Genomic DNA, 23694 nt, shown 5'->3' with positions numbered 1-23694 from the left:
CTTATGTTAGCGCGGTTTCCACTAACTATTACCCCCAAAGGGGACTGAAACCTGTCTGAGTCATTTGTTAGAAAAGCCAGTGTAAAGGGAATACTTCAAACAAGACTCTGTGCTGAAGAAGAATTGTCATTTATTACCCAAAATCCGATGAGCACCAACAACCCTTTGCAGACAATACAAACAAGTTTCCATACGGCTTTAGGCGCTGTTAGCGAATTTACTGCCCTACTTCAAGAACCCCAACAATTCACAAATTACCTTACCAAAATACAACAAAAACCGGATCAATTGTTCCAAGATTTAGCGCTAAAAGGCAAAAATATGGAACAAGATATTACTAGTTTTTTCAAAAACTACTTTAGCGGAGATGTTAACAAATTACCCTACCCCAAATATATAGAACGGGCAGATGGACAAGCATTTAATCAGCCTTACGAAATCAAAGACACAAAAATGTACGGCTTTGTCGTTGAAGGTTCAATGGCGAAGTTACAAGAGGTGTGTGATAAATATCTCAACGATCCCAACAACGGGGAGATTGAATATCGCCCAGCGACAAACTATCTCATCTTGACTTTCAACAAGATAGATTCTTTAAGTTCTATTGACCCACCCGACTATGAGAAAGGAACTGTGCATGAAGAAGAAGCCATCTTTTGGATGTTAACAGTCGTAGGTAGAAGAGTCGGGCCTTTATTTATTGCTGAACGCCTAGCTTGTTTCATGCCTTACTTGTACGTGAATAATTCTCCCATCTTAGTTTCTGGTAGAGAAGTCTACGGCTTCTTTAAACAACTTGGTAAATTTCAGATTCCTGACTTAAATCAAGAACCGGATTTATTAACCGTAGATACCTTAGTATTTAAAGAATTTTCTCCTACAAGTCAAGCTCTAGATACACGCCTGCTAGAAGTTCAACGCATCAGTACAGGAGCTAAACATCAAGCTATTAAAACATGGGATACTTTTGAAGAAGCAGTAAGAGCGATCGCTAGCTTATTATTTAACAATGAAGAGATTGCAGTTCCTGGGTTACAGTTACCCTTTAATCTCCTCGAATATCTTTTAGAAAAAGTCGTCCCTCTCGTTACCCTCAAGCAAATCCGCGATGTAGAAAATAGTAAAAAAGCCTGCTATCAAGCACTGGTTGAATCTCCTATGCAACTACAAACATTCTATGGCGGCAAACTTTTTGGTTTTAATGGTTTTGGCGATCAATTTCAATTAAAAATTAATAAATTTGCTAGCCAACCAATCGTTCAAGATTTAGGACTAGACAAAGGTTATCCCGCAGGTAGCGAATCAGTAAATATCGCCGTCAAGCTTGGTTTCGTCCTACATTTCGACTTCATCCTCAAAGACGGGAAAATCGTTTGGGAAGCACCACAGAAAAAGTAGTGAGTGCTTAGTGCTGAGTAAATTATCCTCTCTATCTTCTACTTCCTTCTTTACCCTTACTACCCAAAGAAAAACAACCATGTCCAAAACCTTTAAGCCAAAAAAGATCGCTATCTTAGGCGGTGGAATGGCATCATTAACCACCGCTTATGAATTAACCAGTCAACTAGGATGGGATAGTCTCTACGACATTACTATTTATCAAACAGGTTGGCGTTTGGGTGGTAAATGTGCAACTGGACGCAACATCAAACCCCATGCACCTGATTCTGAACCAGACTACCGCATCGAAGAACATGGACTGCACATTTTTTTTGGATTCTATGAAAATGCCTTTCGTCTACTCAACCAATGCTACGACGAACTTGGTGGCAACGGCCCTTTCAGCACCATAGAAGACGCATTCAAACCCCACAGTCTCATTGTCTTAGAAGAATACATCAATCAAAATTGGGTAAATCTGCCTTTTAACTTTCCTACCAATTCTCTAGTTCCTTGGAAAGGTGGCGGTATTTCTTCTCTTTGGGAACATATCTGTACCACCATCAAATTCCTCATTCAGACTTACGCAGAAATCGAATATTACGACCAATTTTATCCTGATAAAAGTTCCTCAGCATCTCTTGCCAAACAAATAGCATTAGGCAAAGAGGTAATGGAATTTTTATCAGATAGTAGTCTTTTGCAATTTCCTAGCCAGTTGATTCAGTTATTTTTCCAAGAACCTATTTTTTGGGGAAAATGGCTTAACAATATTAACCAATACATTAGCGATATATTTGTAAACCTAGACTTGACTTCTGAAAAAACGTTTCTAAATCTTGCCTACAATCTAGCTCAATCACTGCCTAAAAACACCAAAACTCATAGACGTGAACATTACGAATTAATTCTCAAGCTAATAGACCGTTTTAAAGAACACTTGATCCGTAAGATAGAATTTAAAAACGGTCAAAATCCTGATATCTTTTGGCGTTTCACACTTATCGACCTAGCATTAGCAAACATCCGGGGTTTATTTGTAGATGAGGTAATTGATTTTCGTTCTCTAGACAGTTTAGATGGGTACGACTACAGAGACTGGCTACGAAAACACGGAGCTAGGGAATCAAGCGTTAAATCAGCATTTATTCGCGTCTTATACGATTTAGTCTATGGTTTTCCAGAAGGCAATACCAATAAACCGCAACTAGCAGCCGGAACAGCCATTCGTGTCCTCACCACCATCCTGTTCAAATACAATGGCGCAATCATGTGGAAAATGCAATCAGGGATGGCGGAGGTAGTCATCACTCCGCTATACGAAGTGTTAAAGCGTCGCGGTGTAAAATTCAAGTTCTTCCATGTTGTCGATCAGTTGCACTTAGATAAAGATCAGCAATCAATTGCAAGTATCAGTTTAGCTCGCCAAGTAAACTTAAAAAACCCAGAGCAAGAATATCAACCACTCATCACAGTTAAAGACATTCGTTGTTGGCCTAGTGAACCTCTTTACGATCAGATTGTCGATGAAGAAGCCCAAAAACTCCAAGATAAAGAAATTAACCTTGAGTCATATTGGACACCTTGGCAGAATGTAGACAAAATTACCCTTACTAAAGGCAATGATTTTGATATTGTGTTGCTGGGAATTTCTATAGCCGCTTTACCCTCTATTTGCAGTGAACTAATCGATGCCAAAAAAAATCCAGCGCATCAAAAATGGCATGATATGTTAACTCAAGTTAAGACAGTAACTACTCAAGGCGGACAAATATGGCTTAAGCCTACCTTACCGCAATTGGGATGGCAACAATCTAGTCCCGTATTAGGAGCTTATATTGAACCACTCGATGTTTATGCAGATATGAGCGAGTTAGTACAACGAGAAAATTGGCCTTCTGAGCATTATCCTTATAACGTAGCTTATTTCACTGGCGTAATTGCAGATCCAGGGATTCCCCCCCAGACAGAATATGATTTTCCAGCTAAAGCTCAAAAAACAGTAGACCAACAAGCAATTAACTTCCTCAACAATTACATCGGACACCTTTGGCCTCATGCTACTCACCCTAAAAATCCCCAAGGTTTAAATTGGAATTTACTAGTAGATTTTCAAAACCGTCAGGGAGTAGAACGCTTTAAAGCTCAATACTGGCGAATTAACATTAACCCATCAGAACGCTATGTACTTTCTGTACCTGGAAGTACCAAGTATCGACTCAAAACTGATGAATCTGGATATGATAACCTTTACCTAGCTGGCGACTGGATTAACAACGGTTACAATTCTGGTTGCGTGGAAGCTACAGTAATATCTGCAATGCAAGCAACACGAGCTATCTTACACCAATGCTTCCATATAAAATACACCAAACAAATTGTTGGTGAGTGGGATTCTTGGTTATAAATGTATATTCAAATTCAAGAGATGCATTTTGAAAAACTCAACAAAAATTAGCATTATATAGGTTTTGTCAACCTATATACTTTAGTAATCTGATACATTTTTAATGTTTGTGCCATAACAGACTTTAAAAATGTATTTGTTATTCTATGAATGATTAAAATAATTATTCTAATATATAAATAAATTGTCTAAATTACTAATATAAAAAATGATTACATTATCTAACTACCAAATTATAGAATTAATTGATGAGGGAACAAAAACTGCTGTTTATCGAGCCACGAGAAATAAAGATAATAAATTAGTAGTTATTAAACTTTTAAAAACAGAATACCCTGAATTAAAAGATATAGCGGCATTTAAACATGAATATCAGCTAATCAAAGATTTAAATATTTCAGGAGTTATTCAAGCTCATAGTTTAGAAAAATATAACAATGGTTTTGCCATTGTGCTAGAAAATTTTGATGGTAATTCTCTCTACAAAATTATCCAAGCGGAAAAAATTAATTTACTTGATTTTCTCAAAATAGGCATTCAACTTACCCAAGCTTTAGGTGAATTACACCAAAATTATATTATTCATAAAGATATTAAACCACAGAATATTATTGTTAATTTAGAAACTCATCAAGTTAAAATTATTGATTTTTCTATCTCATCGCTACTTTTTCAAGAAAAACCCAAACTCAATAATCCTAGTTTGCTCGAAGGAACTCTAGCCTATATGTCTCCAGAGCAAACAGGAAGAATGAACCGAACACTTGATTACCGCACAGATTTCTATTCGTTGGGTGTAACTTTTTATGAAATGCTCACAGGTCAGTTACCGTTTCAAGTAATTGATCCAATGGAGTTAGTTCATTGTCATATTGCCAGACAACCTACAACAATAGATCAGTTAATTCCAGAAATACCTCAAGTAATTTCTGCAATTATTATGAAATTACTTAGCAAAACTGCTGAAGAAAGATATCAGAGTGCTTTTGGGATTAAAGCTGATTTAGAAAATTGTCTCAAGCAGTTAGAGCAAACTAATTCTATAATTGAATTTTCTATTGGTCAGCAGGATCAGTCTAGCCAATTACAAATTCCTGAAAAGTTGTATGGTCGAGAAGCAGAAATAGATATCTTAATGACTGCTTTTGAAAACGTTAATCAAGGAAATAAAGAATTAATATTAGTTGCAGGTTATTCAGGTATTGGAAAATCGGCATTAGTGAATGAAATCCATAAACCTGTCATCAAAAATAGAGGATATTTTATTGCTGGTAAATTTGAGCAATTTCAGCGCAATATTCCTTATGCTTCCCTGATTCAGGCATTTCAAGAGCTAATGCAGCAATTACTAACAGAAAGTGAAGCAAAATTAGCCACTTGGAAAGAAAAACTTTTAGAGGCTCTAGTTCCAAATGCTCAAATTATTATTGATGTTATTCCTGAACTAGAACTCATTATCGGGAAACAACCAGAAGTACCACAACTATCTTCAGCAGAATCACAAAATCGGTTTAATTTGGTTTTTCAAAAATTTATCAATTTGTTTGCTCAAAAAGAGCATCCATTAGTGGTATTTTTAGATGATTTACAATGGGCAGATTTAGCTTCATTAAAATTAATTCAGTTATTGACTACAGATACTGAAATTCAATATTTATTGATAATCGGAGCTTATCGAGATAATGAAGTTGATACCAGTCACCCTTTAATGTTAATTTTGCGCGAAATTGAAAAAAATAGTAGTCCTGTGAAGATTATTCATTGTCAAAATTTAAAAATCACTGATGTTTATCAGTTAGTTAGCGATAGCCTAAAATCTAGCTTAGAGGATTCTAAAGAGTTGGCAAAGTTGATTTTTAATAAAACTGCTGGTAATCCATTTTTTATAAATCAATTACTCAAATTTATCCATCACGAAAATCTGCTTTTAGTTAACTTTGTTACTGGTCAATGGCAATGGGATATTCAACGTATTCAAATGTTAGGAATTGCTGATAATGTTGTTGAGTTAATGATTGGTAAAATTCAAAAACTTAAAAGCACTACACAAAATATTTTAAAAATAGCTGCCTGTATTGGTAATCGATTTAATTTCAATATCCTGTGTTCTATTAATGAAAATTCTCAGAAGGACACAGCATTAGATATTTGGGAAGCACTACAAGCTGGTCTAGTCATACCTTTAAGTGATAGTTATAAACAACCACAGCTATTAAACCATCTTGATGTTTTTGTAATTGATTATAAATTTCTTCACGATCGCGTCCAACAAGCGGCTTATGCATTAATACCTGATGAGCAAAAAAAGGAGATTCATTTAAATATTGGTAGACTACTATTAAAGAATATAGAAAAAGGCTTACTAGAAGAAAAAGTCTTCGATATTGTTAACCAGTTGAATATCGGCAATGAATTAATTAGTTCTCTCGAAGAAAGATATAAACTAGCTGAGTTAAATCTTATTTCGGGACGTAAAGCTAAAGATTCTGCTGCTTACGAATCTGCTGTAAGTTTTCTGAGGCAAGGTCTAAGCTTACTTGCAAACGATTGCTGGCAAAACTATTATGAATTAACTCTTGACCTTCATGTAGAAACAGTAGAGGCAGAATATTTAAATACAAATTTTGAGCAAGCAGAAGCATTATTCGAGAGTGTTATAAGTAACAGTAAAACTATTCTTGATGCTGTTAAAGTCTATGAGAAAAAGATTCAGTTTTATGTAGCTCAAAATCGAATGCGAGAAGCATTAGATTTAGATTTACAGGTGCTAGAGATGTTGGGAGTTTCATTGTCTCAAACTCCGCCAACAGAGTTAACAATTGAAGAATTAGTCAACCTCCCAGAAATGACTGATGCTCATAAGCTAGCTGCCATGAGGATACTAATGACAGCCATGCCTCCCGCTTATTTAGCAGATCCTGCACTTTTACCATTGATTGCTTTTACGATGGTTGATTTATGTGTGCAGTATGGCAATTCATCTTTTGCAGCTTATGCCTATGGTTTTTATGGACTAATTTTATGTGGCCCTCTTAAGGATATTGAATCAGGATATCGTTTTGGTAAATTATCTTTACAGATTTTAGATCAATTTAATGCTAAAGAAATTAAATCTAAAGTGTACGCCTTATTTAATATTTTTGCTAGACATTGGAAAGAACATATTCAAGCAACTATAGAACCTTTAGAGGATGGTGTTCAAAGTGGTTTAGATACGGGGGATATTGAGTATGTGGGTTACAATGGGTTGTTAGTTTGTTGGCATCCTTTTTGGATTGGAGAAAATTTAGAGATTGTTGAACAAAGACTAGAACAATATATTAATTTAGCGCATAAAATACAGCAAGAGCATTTTACAATTTGTTTGCTGATTTTAAAACAGATGGTCATCGAGCTAATTAAAAGACAGGATAATAAATCTTGTTTAGATGGTGATAGTTTTAATGAATCGGTAATGCAGAGAATGGCAGGAAATATTACAGCTATATTTTATGTTTATCTTGCCAAAACTATTTTAAATTATTTCTTTAAAGATTATGTTCAGTCTGTTAAAAATGCTCAATTAGCACAAGAGTATGAAGTTGCAGCTAGTGGAACTACTTATCTACCTCAATATAAGTTTTATTATTCTTTAGCATTGTTGGCTCTCTGTTTAAATACTACTTCCCAAACAGATATAAAAACTGCTATGGAAAAAGTAGAAGACAATCAAAAACAATTAAAACAATGGGCAGATCACTCACCTGTAAATAATCAGCACAAATATGAACTAGTAGAAGCAGAAAAAGCGCGATTTTTAGGACAAGCATTGATAGCGATGGAATACTACGATCGCGCAATTAAAGGCGCTCATAATTATGGATATATTCATGAAGAGGCGCTAGCTTATGAATGTGCAGCAGAATTTTATCTCAGTCTAGGGAGAAATGAATTTGCATCCCTATATATGACTAAGGCACACTATGGTTATCGTCGTTGGGGAGCAAGTGCTAAATTTAAGGACTTGGAATTAAAATACCCAGAATTAATTACTAAGGTTTCCACTCAATCTCAAGTAGCATTTACAAATAATACTATTACTACTTCCACTGCTAACGAAAAATCAAGTGGGCTAGATTTAATCACAGTTATTAAAGCATCACAAGCTTTATCAGAAGTAATTTTATTAGAAAATTTGCTAGAAAAGTTAATGACAATTGTGATTGAAAATGCTGGCGCTCAGACTGGAATTTTACTTTTAGAAAAAGCAGGCAAGTTATTTATTGAAGCTAAAGCAAGTGTAGATCAAGATGATTTAACTGTTGGTCAATCAATTCCAGTAGAAAATAGTCAGCAACTACCTATATCTATAATTAATTATGTTACTAGAACTAAAAAAGATGTGGTTTTATCTGATGCCAGTAATGAAGGAAGTTTTACGATAGACCCATATATTGCTGAAAATCAGATTAAATCGCTTATATGTACTTCTATCATTAATCAAGGCAAATTAATTGGATTACTTTATTTAGAAAATAATTTAACAGTGGGAGCATTTACTTCCGATAGAATACAAATATTAAAGATGCTATCTTCACAAGCAGCTATTTCCTTAGAAAATGCCCAACTCTACGCTAACTTAGAAGATAAGATAGAGCAAAGAACCAAGCAATTAAATGAAAAAAATGCGCGATTAAAGCAAACACTGCAAGAATTGAAACTAGCTCAAACCCAACTGATTCAAACAGAAAAGATGTCAAGTTTGGGGCAAATGATTGCTGGTATTGCTCATGAAATTAATAATCCTGTAAGTTTTATTCATGGCAACTTAGTTCACATTGATAATTATACACAAGATTTACTTGGTTTAATTAATATTTATCAAAATACTTATCCTAAATTAACACCAGAAATCGAAGAATTTTTAGAGAATATTGATGTTAATTTTATTAAAGAAGATATGCCGAAAACTTTATTTTCTATGAGAAGTGGCACGGAACGCATTCGGGAAATTGTGCTGACATTGCGTAATTTCTCTCGCTTAGATGAGGCTGACATGAAACCTGTTAACATTCATGAGGGGATTGAAAGCACTTTATTAATTTTGCAAAGCCGTCTCCAAGTAAAACCAGGTCAGGCTGCAATTGAAATTATCAAACATTACGGTGATTTGCCAAAAGTTGAATGTTATCCTGGGCAGCTAAATCAGGTATTTATGAATATTCTCAATAATGCGATTGATGCTTTGGAAAAGTTAAATCAGGAAACAAAAGCAGAGGAGATTAAGAGTAATTATAGTGCGATCGCTATTCGTACCCAAGCAGTCAATCCTGATTTGGTCGTCATTTCCATTAAAGATAATGGGGTAGGTATGAGTGATAGCGTTAGACAAAGAATATTTGATCCTTTCTTCACTACTAAACCTGTAGGACAAGGTACTGGTTTAGGATTATCAATCACTTATCAAATCGTAGTAGACAAGCATCACGGTACAATAGAGTGCATTTCTGCACCTGGACAGGGCGCAGAGTTTATCATTCAAATTCCCTGTCGGCAAAAGGTAATTTAGAATACCAAGCGACTAGAAGTCGCGGCTACACGAGACTTTACCCGCCTACGCTGGTTGAAAACGCTGATAGTTAAGCTACTGTGCTTACAAGTTGCACAATTGAAATTTTGGGGAAAAACTTCAAACCCTCTCCCCTGCCCCTCTGCTCCCCTGCCCCCCTGCGGTCTCAACAAGCAAATTAAGTGATTAACAGCTTACAAGCCGCACACTCGGTTCAATCCAATCCTACAGAAAATAATTTACCAACTTGCGTCAAATCTACATTTCCACCGCTAACGATCGCACCAACCCTCGCCTCTGGTGCTGTCACCACACCTTCGAGTAAGGCTGCGGCTGCAAGTACTCCGGTAGGTTCAACGACAATTTTCAGACGTTCCCACAAGAAAAACATGGTGCGAAGAATCGCTGCTTCCGATACTGTCACCATATCATCGACGTAATGCAGCACTAAGGGGAAAGTAATTTTACCAAGGCTAGGAGTTCGCGCACCATCGGCGATAGTATTAGGATTTTTGACAGTTTGCAGGGTTTTGGTGTGAAAGGAGCGGGTAGCATCGTCGGCAAGTGCTGGTTCTACCCCGATTACTTTACAATTGGGTAAAAGTGCTTTGGCTGCGATCGCACACCCGGAAAGTAATCCACCACCACCACAACAAACTAATAGTAAGTCCAATTCACCAACTTCTTGAATCAGTTCTAAAGCAGTTGTCCCCTGTCCGGCGACTATATGGGGATGATCGTAAGGAGGAATCAGAGTCAGATTGCGATCGCTTGCTAAATTTTGGGCTAATTCTTCTCGGTTTGTTTCTTGGCGATTGTACAAAATTACCTCTGCACCATAACCACAAGTAGCAGTTTGCTTAACAGCCGGAGCATCATCAGGCATGATAATGGTGGTGGGAATATTTAGTAATTGTCCAGCTAAAGCGATCGCTTGGGCATGATTTCCTGATGAATAGGTGAGAACGCCTGTTTGTTTTTCTACTACCGATAGTTGGGCTAGGGCGTTGTACGCACCTCTAAATTTAAATGACCCTGTGCGTTGAAAGTTTTCGCACTTAAAGAATACTTGGCTATTGGTGCGATCGTTAACCATTCTAGAAGTTAGCACAGGCGTGCGGTGAGCAATTCCCAAAATTCGCTCTTGTGCTGCTTGTACGTCAGTAATAGTAACGGAATTATGTTGTGGCATTGATGACGATCTTAAATATTCTTGCTCTTGTTTATATAGATACAGATTTTTATATTTGCGTCTAATATTCTGGATTGAAGCATATTCGTTTCAGGTGGTTAGCATCATTTATTGTTTGCATAAAAATAGCTAAAGCAAACATTATATATTGCTATAGCTAAATTTATAAAACTTAAATTAATTCAGGTTCGCCATTTTTTTAGCATGAATAAAACATCCGAAAGTCGGCAAAAAAAAACTGCTCTAATTACAGGAGCGGCTAGTGGGATAGGCTATCAATTAACCCAGATTTTTGCTCGTCATAGTTATAATCTTGTCTTAGTAGATAAGAATGAAGAAAAACTTACTGAAATTATAGATGAGTTTCCCGAAAAGTTTGGCATTTTTGTCAAAATTTTTGTTAAGGATTTATCTATCCCAGCATCTCCAGAAGAAATTTTCACAGAACTACAGCAAGCATCCATCAAAATTGATGTGCTGGTTAACAATGCTGGCTTTGGTACTTATGGAGCATTTAGCGAAACAGACCTCAGCATTGAACTGCAAATGCTACAGGTAAATATGGTCTGTCTGACTCATTTAACTAAGTTATTTCTCAAGGATATGCTCGAGCAAGACTATGGAAAAATATTAAATGTGGCCTCAGCAGCAGCTTTTCAACCAGGGCCTCTAATGGCAGTTTATTTCGCTACAAAAGCCTATGTATTATCATTTTCAGAAGCGATCGCTAATGAATTAGAGGGTACAGGTGTCAGCGTCACTGTTCTTTGTCCAGGGCCAACAGCATCAGAATTTCAACAAACTGCTGCAATGGAAGATTCAAAGATTGCTAATGTTAACAGAATGATGGATACAGCAACCGTTGCTAAAATTGGTTATCGCGGTTTAATGAACAACAAAACTGTTGTTGTTCCTGGAATGAGAAATAAGATATTGACTGAAAGTGTCAGATTTACACCCAGAAATTTAGTCACAAAGGTTGTGAGAAGTATGCACGAACTCAAAAAAAATAGGTAGTTCGAGATTTTATACTCTTTTCAACAAGACCAGATCAAGAGATTTTTTAGACGAAATAATCTCTTGATCGGGTTTAGCGATGCCTGCGGGGGCTACCCCTACATTGACATTAGACCTCTTGCAAAAAGCACTTTTGCAAGAGGGGGAAAAGGGCAAAGGTTAAAGGGGAAGGGGACAATACAGAATTTTTTCCCCTTCCCCCTTACCCTTTTCCCGACAAATGCCAAGAAGTCTATTGATCTTACCACTTGATATCAGTCCAGCCTCTATTACTCTTCCAAGGGCCCCAAATAGCTAAAGTAATACCAGGGCTTTGAATGTTAACAAACAAAGTACGACCATCAGGTGAAAAACAGGCTCCAGCAAACTCACCAGTTTCGAGGGCATTACGCGCAAATTTGTAGATTTCACCACTGGGAGTAATACCTATCAAGAAATTGTCGCCGTCTCCGTCCTCACAAAGGATAAGATCGCCAAAAGGTGCTACGACTATGTTATCGGGCATATCGAGTTCATCTTTAGATTGAGACTCGACAAACAATTCAATTGTCTCTTCACCCGGAATGTAGCGCCAGACCTGACCACCGCCGACAGGGCCACCATCTGTAGCAGTGAAGTAAAATTCTCCTTTGCAATTGTTGCCTTTTTTATCCTTCTTATCTCTGTTGTCGTCATAATAGATGCCTTCCCCACGGCTAAACTGAGCTGCACCTAAGTCATGACCTTGCACTCTGACATTATCTGTAGTTGTTGGGTTGGGGTCAGGAATATTTACCCAATCTACAGCCAACTTTTGTCCTACTACGAAACCAGTCTTAGTGTTGACTCCTGGTTTACCTATGATCCTCAGAGCTTGAAGAATGCCTCCTTCTTTTAACCGTCCAGGAACTTTCGGGATAAAACGGTAGAAGAGGCTATTTCCTCTATCTTCAGTCTGATAGACATATCCAGTTTTGGGATCTACAGCTATAGCCTCATGATTAAACCGTCCCATCGCAACTAGAGGCACTGGGTCAACAGGAGAGGTGGCTCTAGATGGAACCTCAAAGTTATAACCGTGTAACTTTGTGACTCCATTAGTTGCACTTGGTATGGTTGTATCTTCTTCACAGCTAATCCATGAACCCCAAGGAGTTAAACCACCGGCACAATTACGAATGGTTCCGCCGAGAGAGCTGAACTGTTTGATCAACTGGCGATCGCGTCCAACAATTAGAGTCGTAGTGCCACCTCTGCAAATGGGATCGTAGGGATTTGGTACTTGTACTCGTGTACCAGAGGTGATGCTAAGTTCGTGATTGCGAACCAGAATTGTTGTGTTTTGAGGCCCAGGGAAGGCTGCCATACCATCATGATTACTAGGCTCTAGATTGCCATCGCTCATCAGAGTGCCTGTGCGAGAAATAACTTGATACTCAAATCCGCTTGGTAAATCTAACAAGCCATTGGGATCTGGTAAAAGTGGCCCATATCCTCTACCAAATTTTTTACCATAGGCTTTTCTGGCAAGAAGACCTTCTAAAGGAGACACCATCAAAGTGCCGACAGCAGTAGTACCTGCTACTGCAAAGAATTTACGTCGTGAGAGTGTCATGAGGATGATTTGGTTACTTAAAATAATGCTGAAGAAAAATTATTTGATTTTGATTAAGTTTAGGTAATGCTTTATTTAATTTAGAGTTAGTTAATAAAAGATAAATTTATATAAAAATTTCCCAAGTCAGCCAAATTTATGCATATAAGTTTTATGTAAACCCACTACCTAAAACCTAGAGCGATATAAACAAAGTCGTGGTAGCAGGTTCCTTTAATCGCACCCTTTAAGAGGTAAAAATCGGATTTATTATAAGCAATAAAAAATCAATAATTTTTGAGAGGATATCTTCTTTCGGTATACCTATAGTAATTCTAAGTAGAAGGACTAAATTAAACCTAACTCGATCTGGCCGGGTTTCGACTGCGCGGAAGTTGAATCTCGACTTCGCTCGATTACCGCGTAGCGATGCACTGAGTTTCGACTACGCTCAACTACCGCGTAGTCGTTGTGTCGAAACTCAACCCTCAAGGAATAACCTTACCGAACATTGAGCGACTTGCCCTGACTTGTGCCGAGCGAAGTCGAGGTAGCGGAGTCGTTGGCGCAGCCTCTCGTAGAGAAGGGAGTCGAAATGCGTCTTCTAAATAATTGTGTCCACCTACTTATTTTAGTTGTGAAAATTATCGAACCGCCAAGTCGCCAAGAGCGCCAAGAAAACAAATCAAGAATTTCACAAATGATTTAGGATGGTTAGGATTCGCGTAGCGTCTCGTAGAGAAGCACGGCAGCAGGCACATTGCATTTGATGCAAATGTGCCCACATACCTCTTCGCTTTCCGTTTTTCTGAATTTCCTTGACCTACAGTGTGGACATTAGACTTCTTGGCATTTGTCGGGGAAAGGGGGAAAGGTTTGTTTTTTTCCCTTTCCCCTTTAACCTTTTCCCTTTTCCCACCTCTTGCAAAAAGAACTTTTGCAAGAGGTCTATTGTAAAGTGGATGACCTCAATTTATCCCTTTATTTCAACGCCCACCAATGCGATCGAATGCAGGTGCAGGTGTAGGCCAGCGATCGACTAGTTTGCCCAAGACTGACATTTCTTGAACTAAGCGGTCAAATTTCTCAGGGGTGAGAGATTGGGGGCCATCAGATAAAGCTTTTGCGGGATTGGGATGAACTTCAATCATTAAGGAATCTGTACCAGCTGCGATCGCAGCCATTGCCATCGATGGAACATATTCTGACCTACCCGTACCATGACTGGGATCGATCATAATTGGTAAGTGGGTAAGCGATCGCAATACCGGAAGCACTGATAAATCTAAAGTATTCCGGGCATATTTACCATCAAAGGTTCTGATTCCTCGTTCACAAAGAATCACATTCGGATTTCCAGATGCCAAAATATATTCTGCTGCCATCAGCCACTCGTCAATTGTGGCAGACATCCCGCGCTTCAACAGCACAGGTTTATCTTGAGCGCCTACCTTTTTCAGCAGCGAGAAGTTGTGCATATTTCGCGCCCCGATTTGGATGATGTCAGCTGTTCTCGCCACTGCTGATAAATCGGCAGCATCCATCAGTTCTGTGACGATACCCAAACCAGTAGCTTCCCGCGCTGCTGCTAATAAATCTAAAGCGCTTTCACCATAACCTTGAAATGCATAAGGTGAAGTACGGGGTTTATAAGCTCCACCACGCAGGAACTGCGCTCCTGCTGCCTTCACGCGCCTTGCTGTTTCGACAATCATCGCTTCATTCTCAACGGAACAAGGCCCGGCTACCACTACGATGGGATGATGTTCACCGAAGTAGACATCACCGTTAGGTGTAGGTACAACAACTTCGCTGGCTTCTCCATGTCGGAATTCTCGGCTTACGCGCTTGAAAGGTTGTTGCACCCGTAATACTTGCTCAATCCAAGGGCTGAATTCCTGAACTTGTAATTTATCGATGCTAGTGGTATCACCAATTAGCCCCAGCACAACTTTATGAGTGCCAATGCTTTTTTCTACCGTGACTCCCCAAGTCTCACTCACTTCTTGGCTAATGCGAGTAATTTCCTCAACAGGTGTACCGCTCTTAAGTATAATAATCATCTACTTTTCCTTGCGTATAGTTTGGGTGGGCTAATCTTTACAGGTCGATGCATTGTTATTGCAGGGTAATGCATTGGCATTGCAGGTCAAGGTGTAGGGCAACTTTAGAAGACTTGCCTCTACACCGTAGCTCCTTGTAGGAGAGGTTCTAGCGCAAAAATTCCCCAAGTTGTTCTAGTTTTGTCCAAGCCGCGCCGCTTTGCAGAATATCCTTGGCAAGGGCAATACCTTTAACACAACCTGCTAAAACATCAGTTTCCCCATGAATGGCTTCACCCACTTGCAGTGCAAGAGCTGTATTTAAAGCGACTACATCTTGCTGCGCTTGAGTGCCTTTACCTTGGAGAACTGCCTTTAAAATTTCGGCATTTTGTTGAACATCTCCACCGCATAACGCCGCAGTCGGTGCAAAACTCAAACCCAGTTCTTGAGGATTGAGGGTTAGAGAACGGACTTTTTTATTTTGGAGTACAGCTAAGTCAGTGACATCTGCCAAACCAGCTTCATCTAAACGTTCCCGTCCGTGGAGTGCGATCGCTTGCTGACATCCCAGTTGGGATAAAGCTTGAACAATCTCCTCTAGTAAAATTGGGTCGTTCACACCAATAATTTGCCCTGTCGGTCGCATGGGATTTACTAGTGGGCCGAGCAAGTTAAAAACAGTCCGCACTTTCAAAGTTTTTCGTAAACTAGCGATCGCCTTTAGTGCAGGATGCCAGCCAGGAGCAAACAAAAAGGTGATTCCAACTTCACTCACTGCCGCCTGTACTTTCTCAGGAGTAGCGTTGAGATTTATACCCAAAGCTTCCAACACATCAGCGGAACCAGCTTTGCTAGATGCGGAACGATTGCCATGTTTGGCAACTTTTACCCCGGCGGCGGCGGCGACAAAGGCAACAGCAGTGGAGATATTAAAGGTTGAAGCACCATCTCCCCCAGTTCCACAGGTGTCAATTAGGGGGACTGGGGATTGGGTACACTTCGGCAAGCTCAGTGCATCGCTGGGTACTGGGGATTGGGATTGTAAGACACTGGCCATGCCTACTAATTCTTCGGCGGATACGCCTTTGGCTTGAATTGCGGTTAAAATCGCTCCTGATAGGACATCAGGAATGGCATCTGTGAGCCAACCTTGCATCAAATCCGCAGCTTGGGGAACTGTCAACGATTGCCGATTCAACAACTGTTGCAATAAAGCTGACCAGTTGTACAACTCAGGAGGAATGGGGAAGTTTTCAAGTGGAGTTTGCGTTACAGCGATCATATTTATTGGGCATTCACGAAAGACAAATGACAAATACTTCGGCTTCGCTCAGTACAAGTGACAAATGACTAATGACTAATGACAAATAACAAATTAAGGAATTAGGACTTTGGCAACGGTTTGCACATCTTTGTCACCTCTGCCGGAACAATTGATGACGATGCGGGGGTTGCCTTCTAACTGAGGACAAAGGGTTTCTAGATATGCGATCGCATGAGCCGTTTCTAAAGCTGGAATAATCCCTTCGAGTTGCGAAAGTCTTTGCAATGCTTCTAGTGCCTGTTTATCGGTAACACTGTAATATTCGGCGCGACCAAGATCCTTTAAATAACTATGCTCAGGGCCAACGCCGGGATAATCTAATCCGGCACTAATTGAATGGGCTTCGATGACTTGACCATCATCATCTTGCAGTAAATAACTCATTGCACCGTGCAACACACCTATTTTTCCTTTTGTCAAGGTAGCAGCGTGTTTTTCTGTATTTACACCTTCACCCGCCGCCTCGACTCCAATTAGGCGCACTGAAGATTCATGGACAAATTCATTGAATAAGCCGATCGCATTGGAACCTCCACCCACGCAAGCCAGTAAAATATCTGGTAATCCTCCCCATTTCTCTTGGGATTGAGCGCGAGTTTCTTGTCCAATTACCGCGTGGAAGTCACGGACAATCATCGGGTAGGGATGAGGCCCGGCAACGGAACCCAGGATGTAATGAGTTGTTTCCACGTTTGTTACCCAATCCCGAATTGCTTCCGAAGTCGCATCCTTGAGAGTTCCCGTCCCTGCCTCCACTGGACTAACTTCTGCCCCCATTAATTTCATCCGAAACACGTTCAGGGCTTGGCGTTCCATATCGTGAACGCCCATGTAAATCACACATTTCAAACCAAATCGCGCGCACACAGTTGCAGTCGCTACGCCGTGTTGTCCTGCACCTGTCTCTGCAATAATCCGTTGCTTACCCATGCGTTTAGCGAGTAACACTTGAGCCAACGCATTATTAATTTTGTGAGCGCCTGTGTGATTTAAATCCTCGCGCTTTAAATAAATTTGTGGCCCAGTGCCATCTCGTCGAGCGTAGTTTGTTGTCAGGCGTTCAGCAAAATATAATGGGCTGGGTCGTCCTACATAGTCACGTAATAAGTTTTGCAGTTCGGTTTGGAAACTCGGCTCATCACGATATTTTTGAAATGCTGCTTCTAATTCAGTTAATGCAGGCATTAAGGTTTCTGGGACGTATTTACCGCCAAATTTTCCAAATCTGCCTAAAGAATCTGGTTGGACAGTTGCAGTCTTGATGTCTTGTATGCCTACCATTGGGTAAAATCCTTTGATGTTCGAGTATTTTTTACTTTCGTTCTATTCAAGGTGACTCTTAAAATCTTTGCGTTCTCTGTGTCTGTGCGGTTTAAAAGTATTTGATTGAACCACAGAGGCAAGGCAGCGCGGTCTTGGGGGTTTCCCCCATGAGCGACTGCCGCGCAGAGAACACATAGAAAAGAGCAATTATCTTTGCGTTTTCCTTTGCCAGGTTTCGTAGGTATAACCCAGTTCCTTGTGATTCAAAACGTCTATGGGGCGCACCAAATCGCTAGGGTTAAATTTTGGTAGTAGGGATAGTAAATTTCCTAACGCCGTAGCTTTTGGGGTAGACATCCCGCCATCCCAAGGCCACATTAGGTCTTTAAGATTGTGCCCGTAAGGCTGACCATCAGCAGGATAGAAATTGCTACCTTGATGACCCTTTTCTTGCCATTCAGCCCAGAGGCGGTCTACATTGGCATGATGCAACCAAAACACTGGGTCATAAGGCGAACTTGGTATATTGCTCATCGTACCTAAGCCTTTAAACTTTACGGGTCTTGTGCTTGCGTCTATCTGTACCCCACCGACTAAACCATGAATATAATTGTGGATAAATCCTCCGGGAGTGACTTTACCTTGCTTATCTACAGAGATAAATCCTTCTAAAGCAGGGCGAAATAAAGAATAGTCATTAAGTCTCAGGGCACGCTCAACATCTTTTTTGGGGACAGGGTAATCGGTGGCTGGAGGTAGTTTTAGAAAGCGGACAAGTGATGTACCTAATGATGTTTGGGTATCTGGGTCAATGTTTAATGCTGGATTCATAATCCAGCCATTTGCAGCCGAAAAAGCGCCAGGTACAGGGCCGCCTGTAAAGTTTCCCTGATTGGGAATTTTGATGGTTACTCCTTGACCGTTAGAACCAAGAAAGTCATCGTTAAAAACCACATCAAGTGATTTGGGGTCAGTCCAATCCCAGTATGAGAGAGTAACAGTTGGGTCTTCTGCTTGCAGTGCTTGTTCAAATCTGCGAATATATTCTCGATGCCAAGGGAAAAATGCGGCATTTTCATGAGCAAGTTCTTGAACGGAACCATTGGAATGTCCTTTATGGTTATGAATCAAGCGTGTTGCGCCTAGATGTATGGCAACGAATTGGTCATAAATACTGAGCTTGCTACCTGCGGGTATAACAGTTTTTAAGGTTTTGATAGCTTTGACAAAGGCTGTTTTCTCTGCTGATGTCAGGTCAGTTACATTCTTTCTTACAGCTAGGTGAGCGTATTGTCCTGGAAAATTGTAATTCCAATGATATTTGTATTGTCTGTGATCAATGCGATCGTGGGCAAAGACTGCAATAGCACAGGTGGTAACTAGAAGTACGCTGTAAATTAATATTTTGACAGATTTCAGCAGGAATTTCATTGTCTTAAGGGAAGCAGGGGACAGAAGGGCAGGGAGAGAGATAATTGATATTGATTCCCTACTCCCTATTCCCTACTGCTTGAAGAGATGGACTTTCGCGCTGACTTTCTGTAATGGCTGTTTTAAGTTCTTGGCAAAGCTTTTCTACTGCTTGCAATCTTTCAGTTGGGCTACCTTCTGCTAATCTTTTAACAAAGGCACTACCAACAATCACTGCGTCTGCACCCCATTCTTTTACTTGATGTGCTTGTTCTGGCCCTGAGATGCCAAAACCAACGCCGATGGGTTTATTGGTGACGCTTCGCAATTCTGTAATTAAATCCTTGACACGATCTTGGATTTGAGCGCGGATACCTGTAACTCCTGTTACGCTTACCAGGTAGATAAAACCCTGAGATTGACGAGCGATCGCTTCAATTCTATCTTGAGAACTGGTAGGAGCTACGAGCAAAATTACTTCAATTCCAAAGGATGCAGCAGTCTGGATTAATTCTTCTGCTTCTTCTAAGGGTAAATCTGGCACTACCAATCCCTGCACCCCAGCAGCAGCAATTTGCGCCAAAAATGACTTAATACCCCGGTGCAAAATAGGATTGTAGTAAGTAAATAGAATGATTGGCGCTGTTAGGCTAGGAATTATCATGTGCAACATCTCTAGCACTTGTTCTAATTTTGTGCCTTTTTGCAAAGCGCGGGTTGCTGCTGCTTGAATTACAGGCCCATCCGCCAGAGGATCTGAGTAGGGAATGCCCAACTCGATAAAGTCAGCACCGTTGCGGTCTAAGATACGTAAAGCCTCGGCAGTGGTTTTTAAGTTAGGATCGCCTGCTGTAATAAAGGGGATTAAAGCACACTGTTGGCGATCGCGTAAAGTTTGAAAGGTCTCTGAAATAGAAGTCATGCTGAAAAATAGTTAATGATTGGTTAATACTTTTGAAATAATTAACACTTAGCAATTAGCGATGCCTATGCTAAATTTTTTGTTAATGAGTCTTTTAGCTTCATTAATGAGTCTTTTAGCTCCATTAATGAGTATCAGAGCTTCATTAATGAGTCTTTTAGCTTCATTAATGAGTATCAGAGCTTCATTAATGAGTCTTTTATATTCATTAATGAGTATCAGAGCTTCATTAATGAGTCTTTGAACTTCATTAATGAGTATCAGAGCTTCATTTTTTAGATTTCAGATTTTTAGTAATTAGGTAATAGGTTTAAGAAAGGCTCAAAAGAGTACGTACAGCTTGCTCTACATCACTTTGCTTAACTAAAGACTCGCCGATCAAAACTGCACGCGCACCAGCCTCAGCGACAAGAGATAAATCAGCAGGTGTATACAATCCAGACTCGCTGACGACGGTGATATCCAAACTTTGTAATTGTTGTTGACGCTGTGCTAAAAGTTGCTGCGTTGTTCCTAAATCAAGGGTAAAATCTTCTAAATTGCGATTGTTGATTCCGACTAAACTTAGGTTGTCAAGCTTTAGCACTCGATCTAGTTCAGCCAAGGTATGAACTTCTACTAGTGCAGTCATGCCCAAATCATGAATCACTTGCAAAAAATCTTGAAGTTCTCGATCTGATAAAATGGCAGCAATTAACAATACAGCATCTGCGCCTGCTGTGCGTGCTAAATAAATTTGATAGCGGTCAATGATGAACTCCTTGCACAGTAAGGGTAATGCAACTTGCGATCGCACATTTTGCAGATTTTCAAAACCGCCCTGAAAAAACTTTTCGTCAGTCAGGACTGATAAACAAGCTGCACCACCTCGTTCATAAGCTTGAGCGATCGCTACTGGGTCAAAATCTGCGCGGATAATCCCACGGCTAGGTGATGCTTTTTTAACCTCGGCAATTAAACTCGGTTGGTTGTAATTTTCCTGCAAAGCAGTCAAGAAATTTCGCACAGTCGGGGCTGTATTTAACTGTTGTCGCAAGGAGGCTAAAGGCAATTCTTGCTGCATTTGGTCAACTTCTTGCCTTTTATGCAACACAATTTCTTCGAGAATATGGCGAGAAGTGGTAACTTGGTTAGTCATAAACTGCTAAGGGTAGTGGGGGAGCAGGGGAGCAGCACTTCGGCTACGCTCAGTGACCGAGGGGCAGGGGGAGCAGGGGGAGTAGGGGGAGCAGGGGAGGCAGGGGAGGTAGGGGAGGTAGGAAAAATAATGAATGCCCTATTGCCTATTGCCTATTGCCTATTGCCTATTACCTATTGCCTATTGCCTATTCCCAATGGCTCTTTCGTCTGCGTATACGCACGCACCACATTTTTGATGATTTCCAAACCGACTTCTCCGGTTAAAGTCATGATTGATTCCGGGTGAAACTGAACGGCAGCAATAGGAAGTGTCTGATGTTCAATGCCCATAATTACGTCGTCATCAGAAATCGCTGTTACTTTGAGTTCTTTTGGCAAACGTTGCGGTAGGGCGAACAATGAGTGATATCTACCCACTGGAAAGGATTCGGGTAAGTTTTTAAAGGTGACAGAATTGGAATCGGTGACGAAAATCCGTGAGGATTTACCATGTTGAGGGTAGTTGAGAACTCCCAACTCGCCATCAAAAGCTTCGACGATACCTTGCAATCCTAGACAAACTCCGAAAATAGGAATTTGGCGATGCAGAATAGCACCGACAGTTTGGGGAACTCGAAAATCACTTGGTCTACCAGGGCCAGGAGATAATACAACTAAGTCAGGGCGTTCTGTATCGAATAGCGATTCTGAGAAACCATGACGGAGTGTCGTAACGCTTGCACCAGTTTGGCGAATGTAATTGGCTAGGGTATGAACAAATGAGTCTTCATAGTCTATTAGTAAGACGCGTTTGCCATCTGCCCCGCTTGGAAGGATTTTAGTTGATTTTATAAAACTGGATTCATCAATTTTCTGACTCCTTTGCTTTACACGCCGAATTGTTTCAAATAAAGCAGCAGCTTTGGTAATTGTTTCTTGTTCTTCTGCCTGTGGTATGGAATCATAAAGGACAGTAGCACCGACTCGCACTTCGGCGATGCAGTCTTTTAACCGGATTGTCCGCAGAATTAAGCCAGTATTTAAATTGCCATTGAAATTTAAATAGCCGACTGCTCCACCATACCAACGTCGGGCGCTACGTTCATGCTGTTCAATAAAATCTATTGCGGCTCTTTTGGGTGCGCCGGTGACTGTAACCGCCCATGTATGCGAAAGAAAGGCATCTAAAGCATCAAATTGCGATCGCAGAGTACCCTCAACATGATCCACTGTATGAATCAGGTGGCTGTATAATTCTATTTGGCGACGACCAATGACTCGTACTGAACCAGGTTCGCAGATTCGAGATTTGTCATTGCGATCGACATCAGTACACATGGTCAACTCGGCTTCATCTTTGTGGGAGTTGAGTAACTGACGAATTTGTACCGCATCATCAAGAGCATCTTGTCCCCGGCTAATAGTGCCACTAATCGGACAAGTTTCTACCCGCCTACCCTCAACCCGCACAAACATTTCTGGAGATGCACCAACCAGATATTCTCCACCTAAATTAAAAATAAATCCATAAGGGCTAGGATTTATTTCTTTTAAGGTATTAAATAGTTTACTGGGTTCGTCTTCATAGCCCTCAAAAAAGTTTTGACTGGGAACAACTTCAAATAAATCACCTCGGCGGAAATAATCGAGTGCAAGCTCAACTTTTTTCGCGTATTCGCCTACTTTATGGTCAGCAGTTTGATTCGGGAGAAGATGTTTTCCGCGATAATCTACAGACTCACCTGTTCGAGGCAGATTTTTAGTGCTACCGTGCGCTGTTTCAAATTCATATTGGAGACGAAATGCCCGTTGCTGATAGTAGTCAACAACAATCAATTCATCAGGCAAATAAAGCACTAAATCTCGCTGATCTGTAGGACGTTCCAGATGTTGGGTAATTGGTTCAAACTGAAAAACTAAGTCATAACCAAACGCACCATACAAACCTAAATGCTCGTCTTCTTGGCTAGAGAAAGTCTGAAGAATTTCGCGGATAACTGTAAATGCTGAAGGTTGTTTACTTCGTTCTTCTTCAATAAATAACTTTTTCGCAGGTTTAACAAAGCCTACAATCTGGTTATTATCTTGGGTGACTTTCTCAACTTGTTCTGACTTGGATAAACGCTCTAAGAAAAATGGTAAAAGTACTCGCCCGCGTTCATTTAACGCAATCAAAGTGAAAGTATTTTTTTGCGTAGTCAATTCCAGTGGTGGATTGACAAATCCGATTGCCCATCTTTTGTATCTCCCTGGATATTCGTAACTGCTTCTTAGCAACCCACCACGCTGAGAATTCAAGTGGAAGAGAATATCTTCGAGAGCAGTGTCTATCTTCACTTCGGTGATGGAGCGATAAACACTTACACCGCCAAGGGTTTGGTAAGAACGGGAATCAAAAATCATGGGTAATTTCTCTAGAATAGTTATTAGTCAATCATTAGTCAAAAATCATTAACCATTATTTGTAGTTATTTTTGGATCAATCACCAACTTA

General features: G+C 40.1%; 13 protein-coding genes. 4 read left to right on the top strand and 9 right to left on the bottom strand.

What is annotated here, in order from left to right; genetic code table 11:
- Positions 1–147 precede the first annotated feature (147 nt).
- The 3 genes from RMX98_RS02870 to RMX98_RS02860 all read left to right on the top strand — a co-directional run bounded on the left by RMX98_RS02870 (position 148) and on the right by RMX98_RS02860 (position 9335).
- Positions 148–1398, top strand: coding sequence for a hypothetical protein (locus RMX98_RS02870; RefSeq protein ID WP_322678171.1), 1251 nt, complete (start codon positions 148–150; stop codon positions 1396–1398).
- 79 nt (positions 1399–1477) lie between these two features.
- On the top strand, positions 1478–3787 hold the full coding sequence (locus tag RMX98_RS02865; RefSeq protein ID WP_322678170.1) for an NAD(P)-binding protein: 2310 nt from the start codon (positions 1478–1480) through the stop codon (positions 3785–3787).
- Positions 3788–3995: 208 nt separating this feature from the next.
- Complete coding sequence (locus tag RMX98_RS02860) at positions 3996–9335, top strand: AAA family ATPase (protein ID WP_322678169.1); 5340 nt, start codon at positions 3996–3998, stop codon at positions 9333–9335.
- Positions 9336–9549: 214 nt separating this feature from the next.
- Here the strand turns inward: RMX98_RS02860 and RMX98_RS02855 are convergent, their stop codons facing one another.
- Positions 9550–10527, bottom strand: a complete 978-nt coding sequence (locus RMX98_RS02855; protein ID WP_322678168.1) for a threo-3-hydroxy-L-aspartate ammonia-lyase — start codon at positions 10525–10527, stop codon at positions 9550–9552.
- Between the two features lie 204 nt (positions 10528–10731).
- Between RMX98_RS02855 and RMX98_RS02850 the strand changes: the two genes are divergently transcribed.
- Positions 10732–11544: an SDR family oxidoreductase gene (locus RMX98_RS02850; protein ID WP_322678167.1), complete on the top strand. Its 813-nt coding sequence runs from the start codon at positions 10732–10734 to the stop codon at positions 11542–11544.
- Positions 11545–11785: 241 nt separating this feature from the next.
- On the opposite strand, the gene RMX98_RS02845 is transcribed toward RMX98_RS02850, so the two are convergent.
- The 8 genes from RMX98_RS02845 to RMX98_RS02810 form a co-directional block, all read right to left on the bottom strand.
- A complete protein-coding gene (locus RMX98_RS02845; RefSeq protein ID WP_322678166.1) occupies positions 11786–13138 on the bottom strand; it encodes an alkaline phosphatase PhoX in 1353 nt (450 codons plus the stop codon).
- 965 nt (positions 13139–14103) lie between these two features.
- Positions 14104–15180 carry a 3-deoxy-7-phosphoheptulonate synthase gene (aroF, locus tag RMX98_RS02840; RefSeq protein ID WP_322678165.1) on the bottom strand — a complete coding sequence of 359 codons (1077 nt, stop codon included), beginning with the start codon at positions 15178–15180 and terminating at the stop codon, positions 14104–14106.
- A 148-nt stretch (positions 15181–15328) separates the two neighbouring features.
- Positions 15329–16444, bottom strand: coding sequence for an anthranilate phosphoribosyltransferase (trpD, locus tag RMX98_RS02835; RefSeq protein ID WP_322678164.1), 1116 nt, complete (start codon positions 16442–16444; stop codon positions 15329–15331).
- Positions 16445–16537: 93 nt separating this feature from the next.
- Positions 16538–17767, bottom strand: coding sequence for a tryptophan synthase subunit beta (gene trpB, locus RMX98_RS02830; RefSeq protein ID WP_322678163.1), 1230 nt, complete (start codon positions 17765–17767; stop codon positions 16538–16540).
- A gap of 189 nt (positions 17768–17956) precedes the next feature.
- The gene (locus tag RMX98_RS02825; RefSeq protein ID WP_322678162.1) at positions 17957–19180 is read right to left on the bottom strand and encodes a tyrosinase family protein; all 1224 of its coding nucleotides are present in this window, start codon (positions 19178–19180) and stop codon (positions 17957–17959) included.
- 58 nt (positions 19181–19238) lie between these two features.
- On the bottom strand, positions 19239–20081 hold the full coding sequence (gene trpA / locus RMX98_RS02820; protein ID WP_322678161.1) for a tryptophan synthase subunit alpha: 843 nt from the start codon (positions 20079–20081) through the stop codon (positions 19239–19241).
- A gap of 310 nt (positions 20082–20391) precedes the next feature.
- Positions 20392–21219: an indole-3-glycerol phosphate synthase TrpC gene (trpC, locus tag RMX98_RS02815; protein ID WP_322678160.1), complete on the bottom strand. Its 828-nt coding sequence runs from the start codon at positions 21217–21219 to the stop codon at positions 20392–20394.
- A gap of 173 nt (positions 21220–21392) precedes the next feature.
- A complete protein-coding gene (locus tag RMX98_RS02810) occupies positions 21393–23603 on the bottom strand; it encodes an anthranilate synthase (RefSeq protein ID WP_322676466.1) in 2211 nt (736 codons plus the stop codon).
- Between the last annotated feature and the right edge of the window lie 91 nt (positions 23604–23694).

The organism is Nostoc sp. DedQUE02 (genome assembly GCF_034531035.1).
Lineage (GTDB): Bacteria > Cyanobacteriota > Cyanobacteriia > Cyanobacteriales > Nostocaceae > Nostoc.
This window is presented reverse-complemented; position numbering and strand designations above follow the sequence as displayed.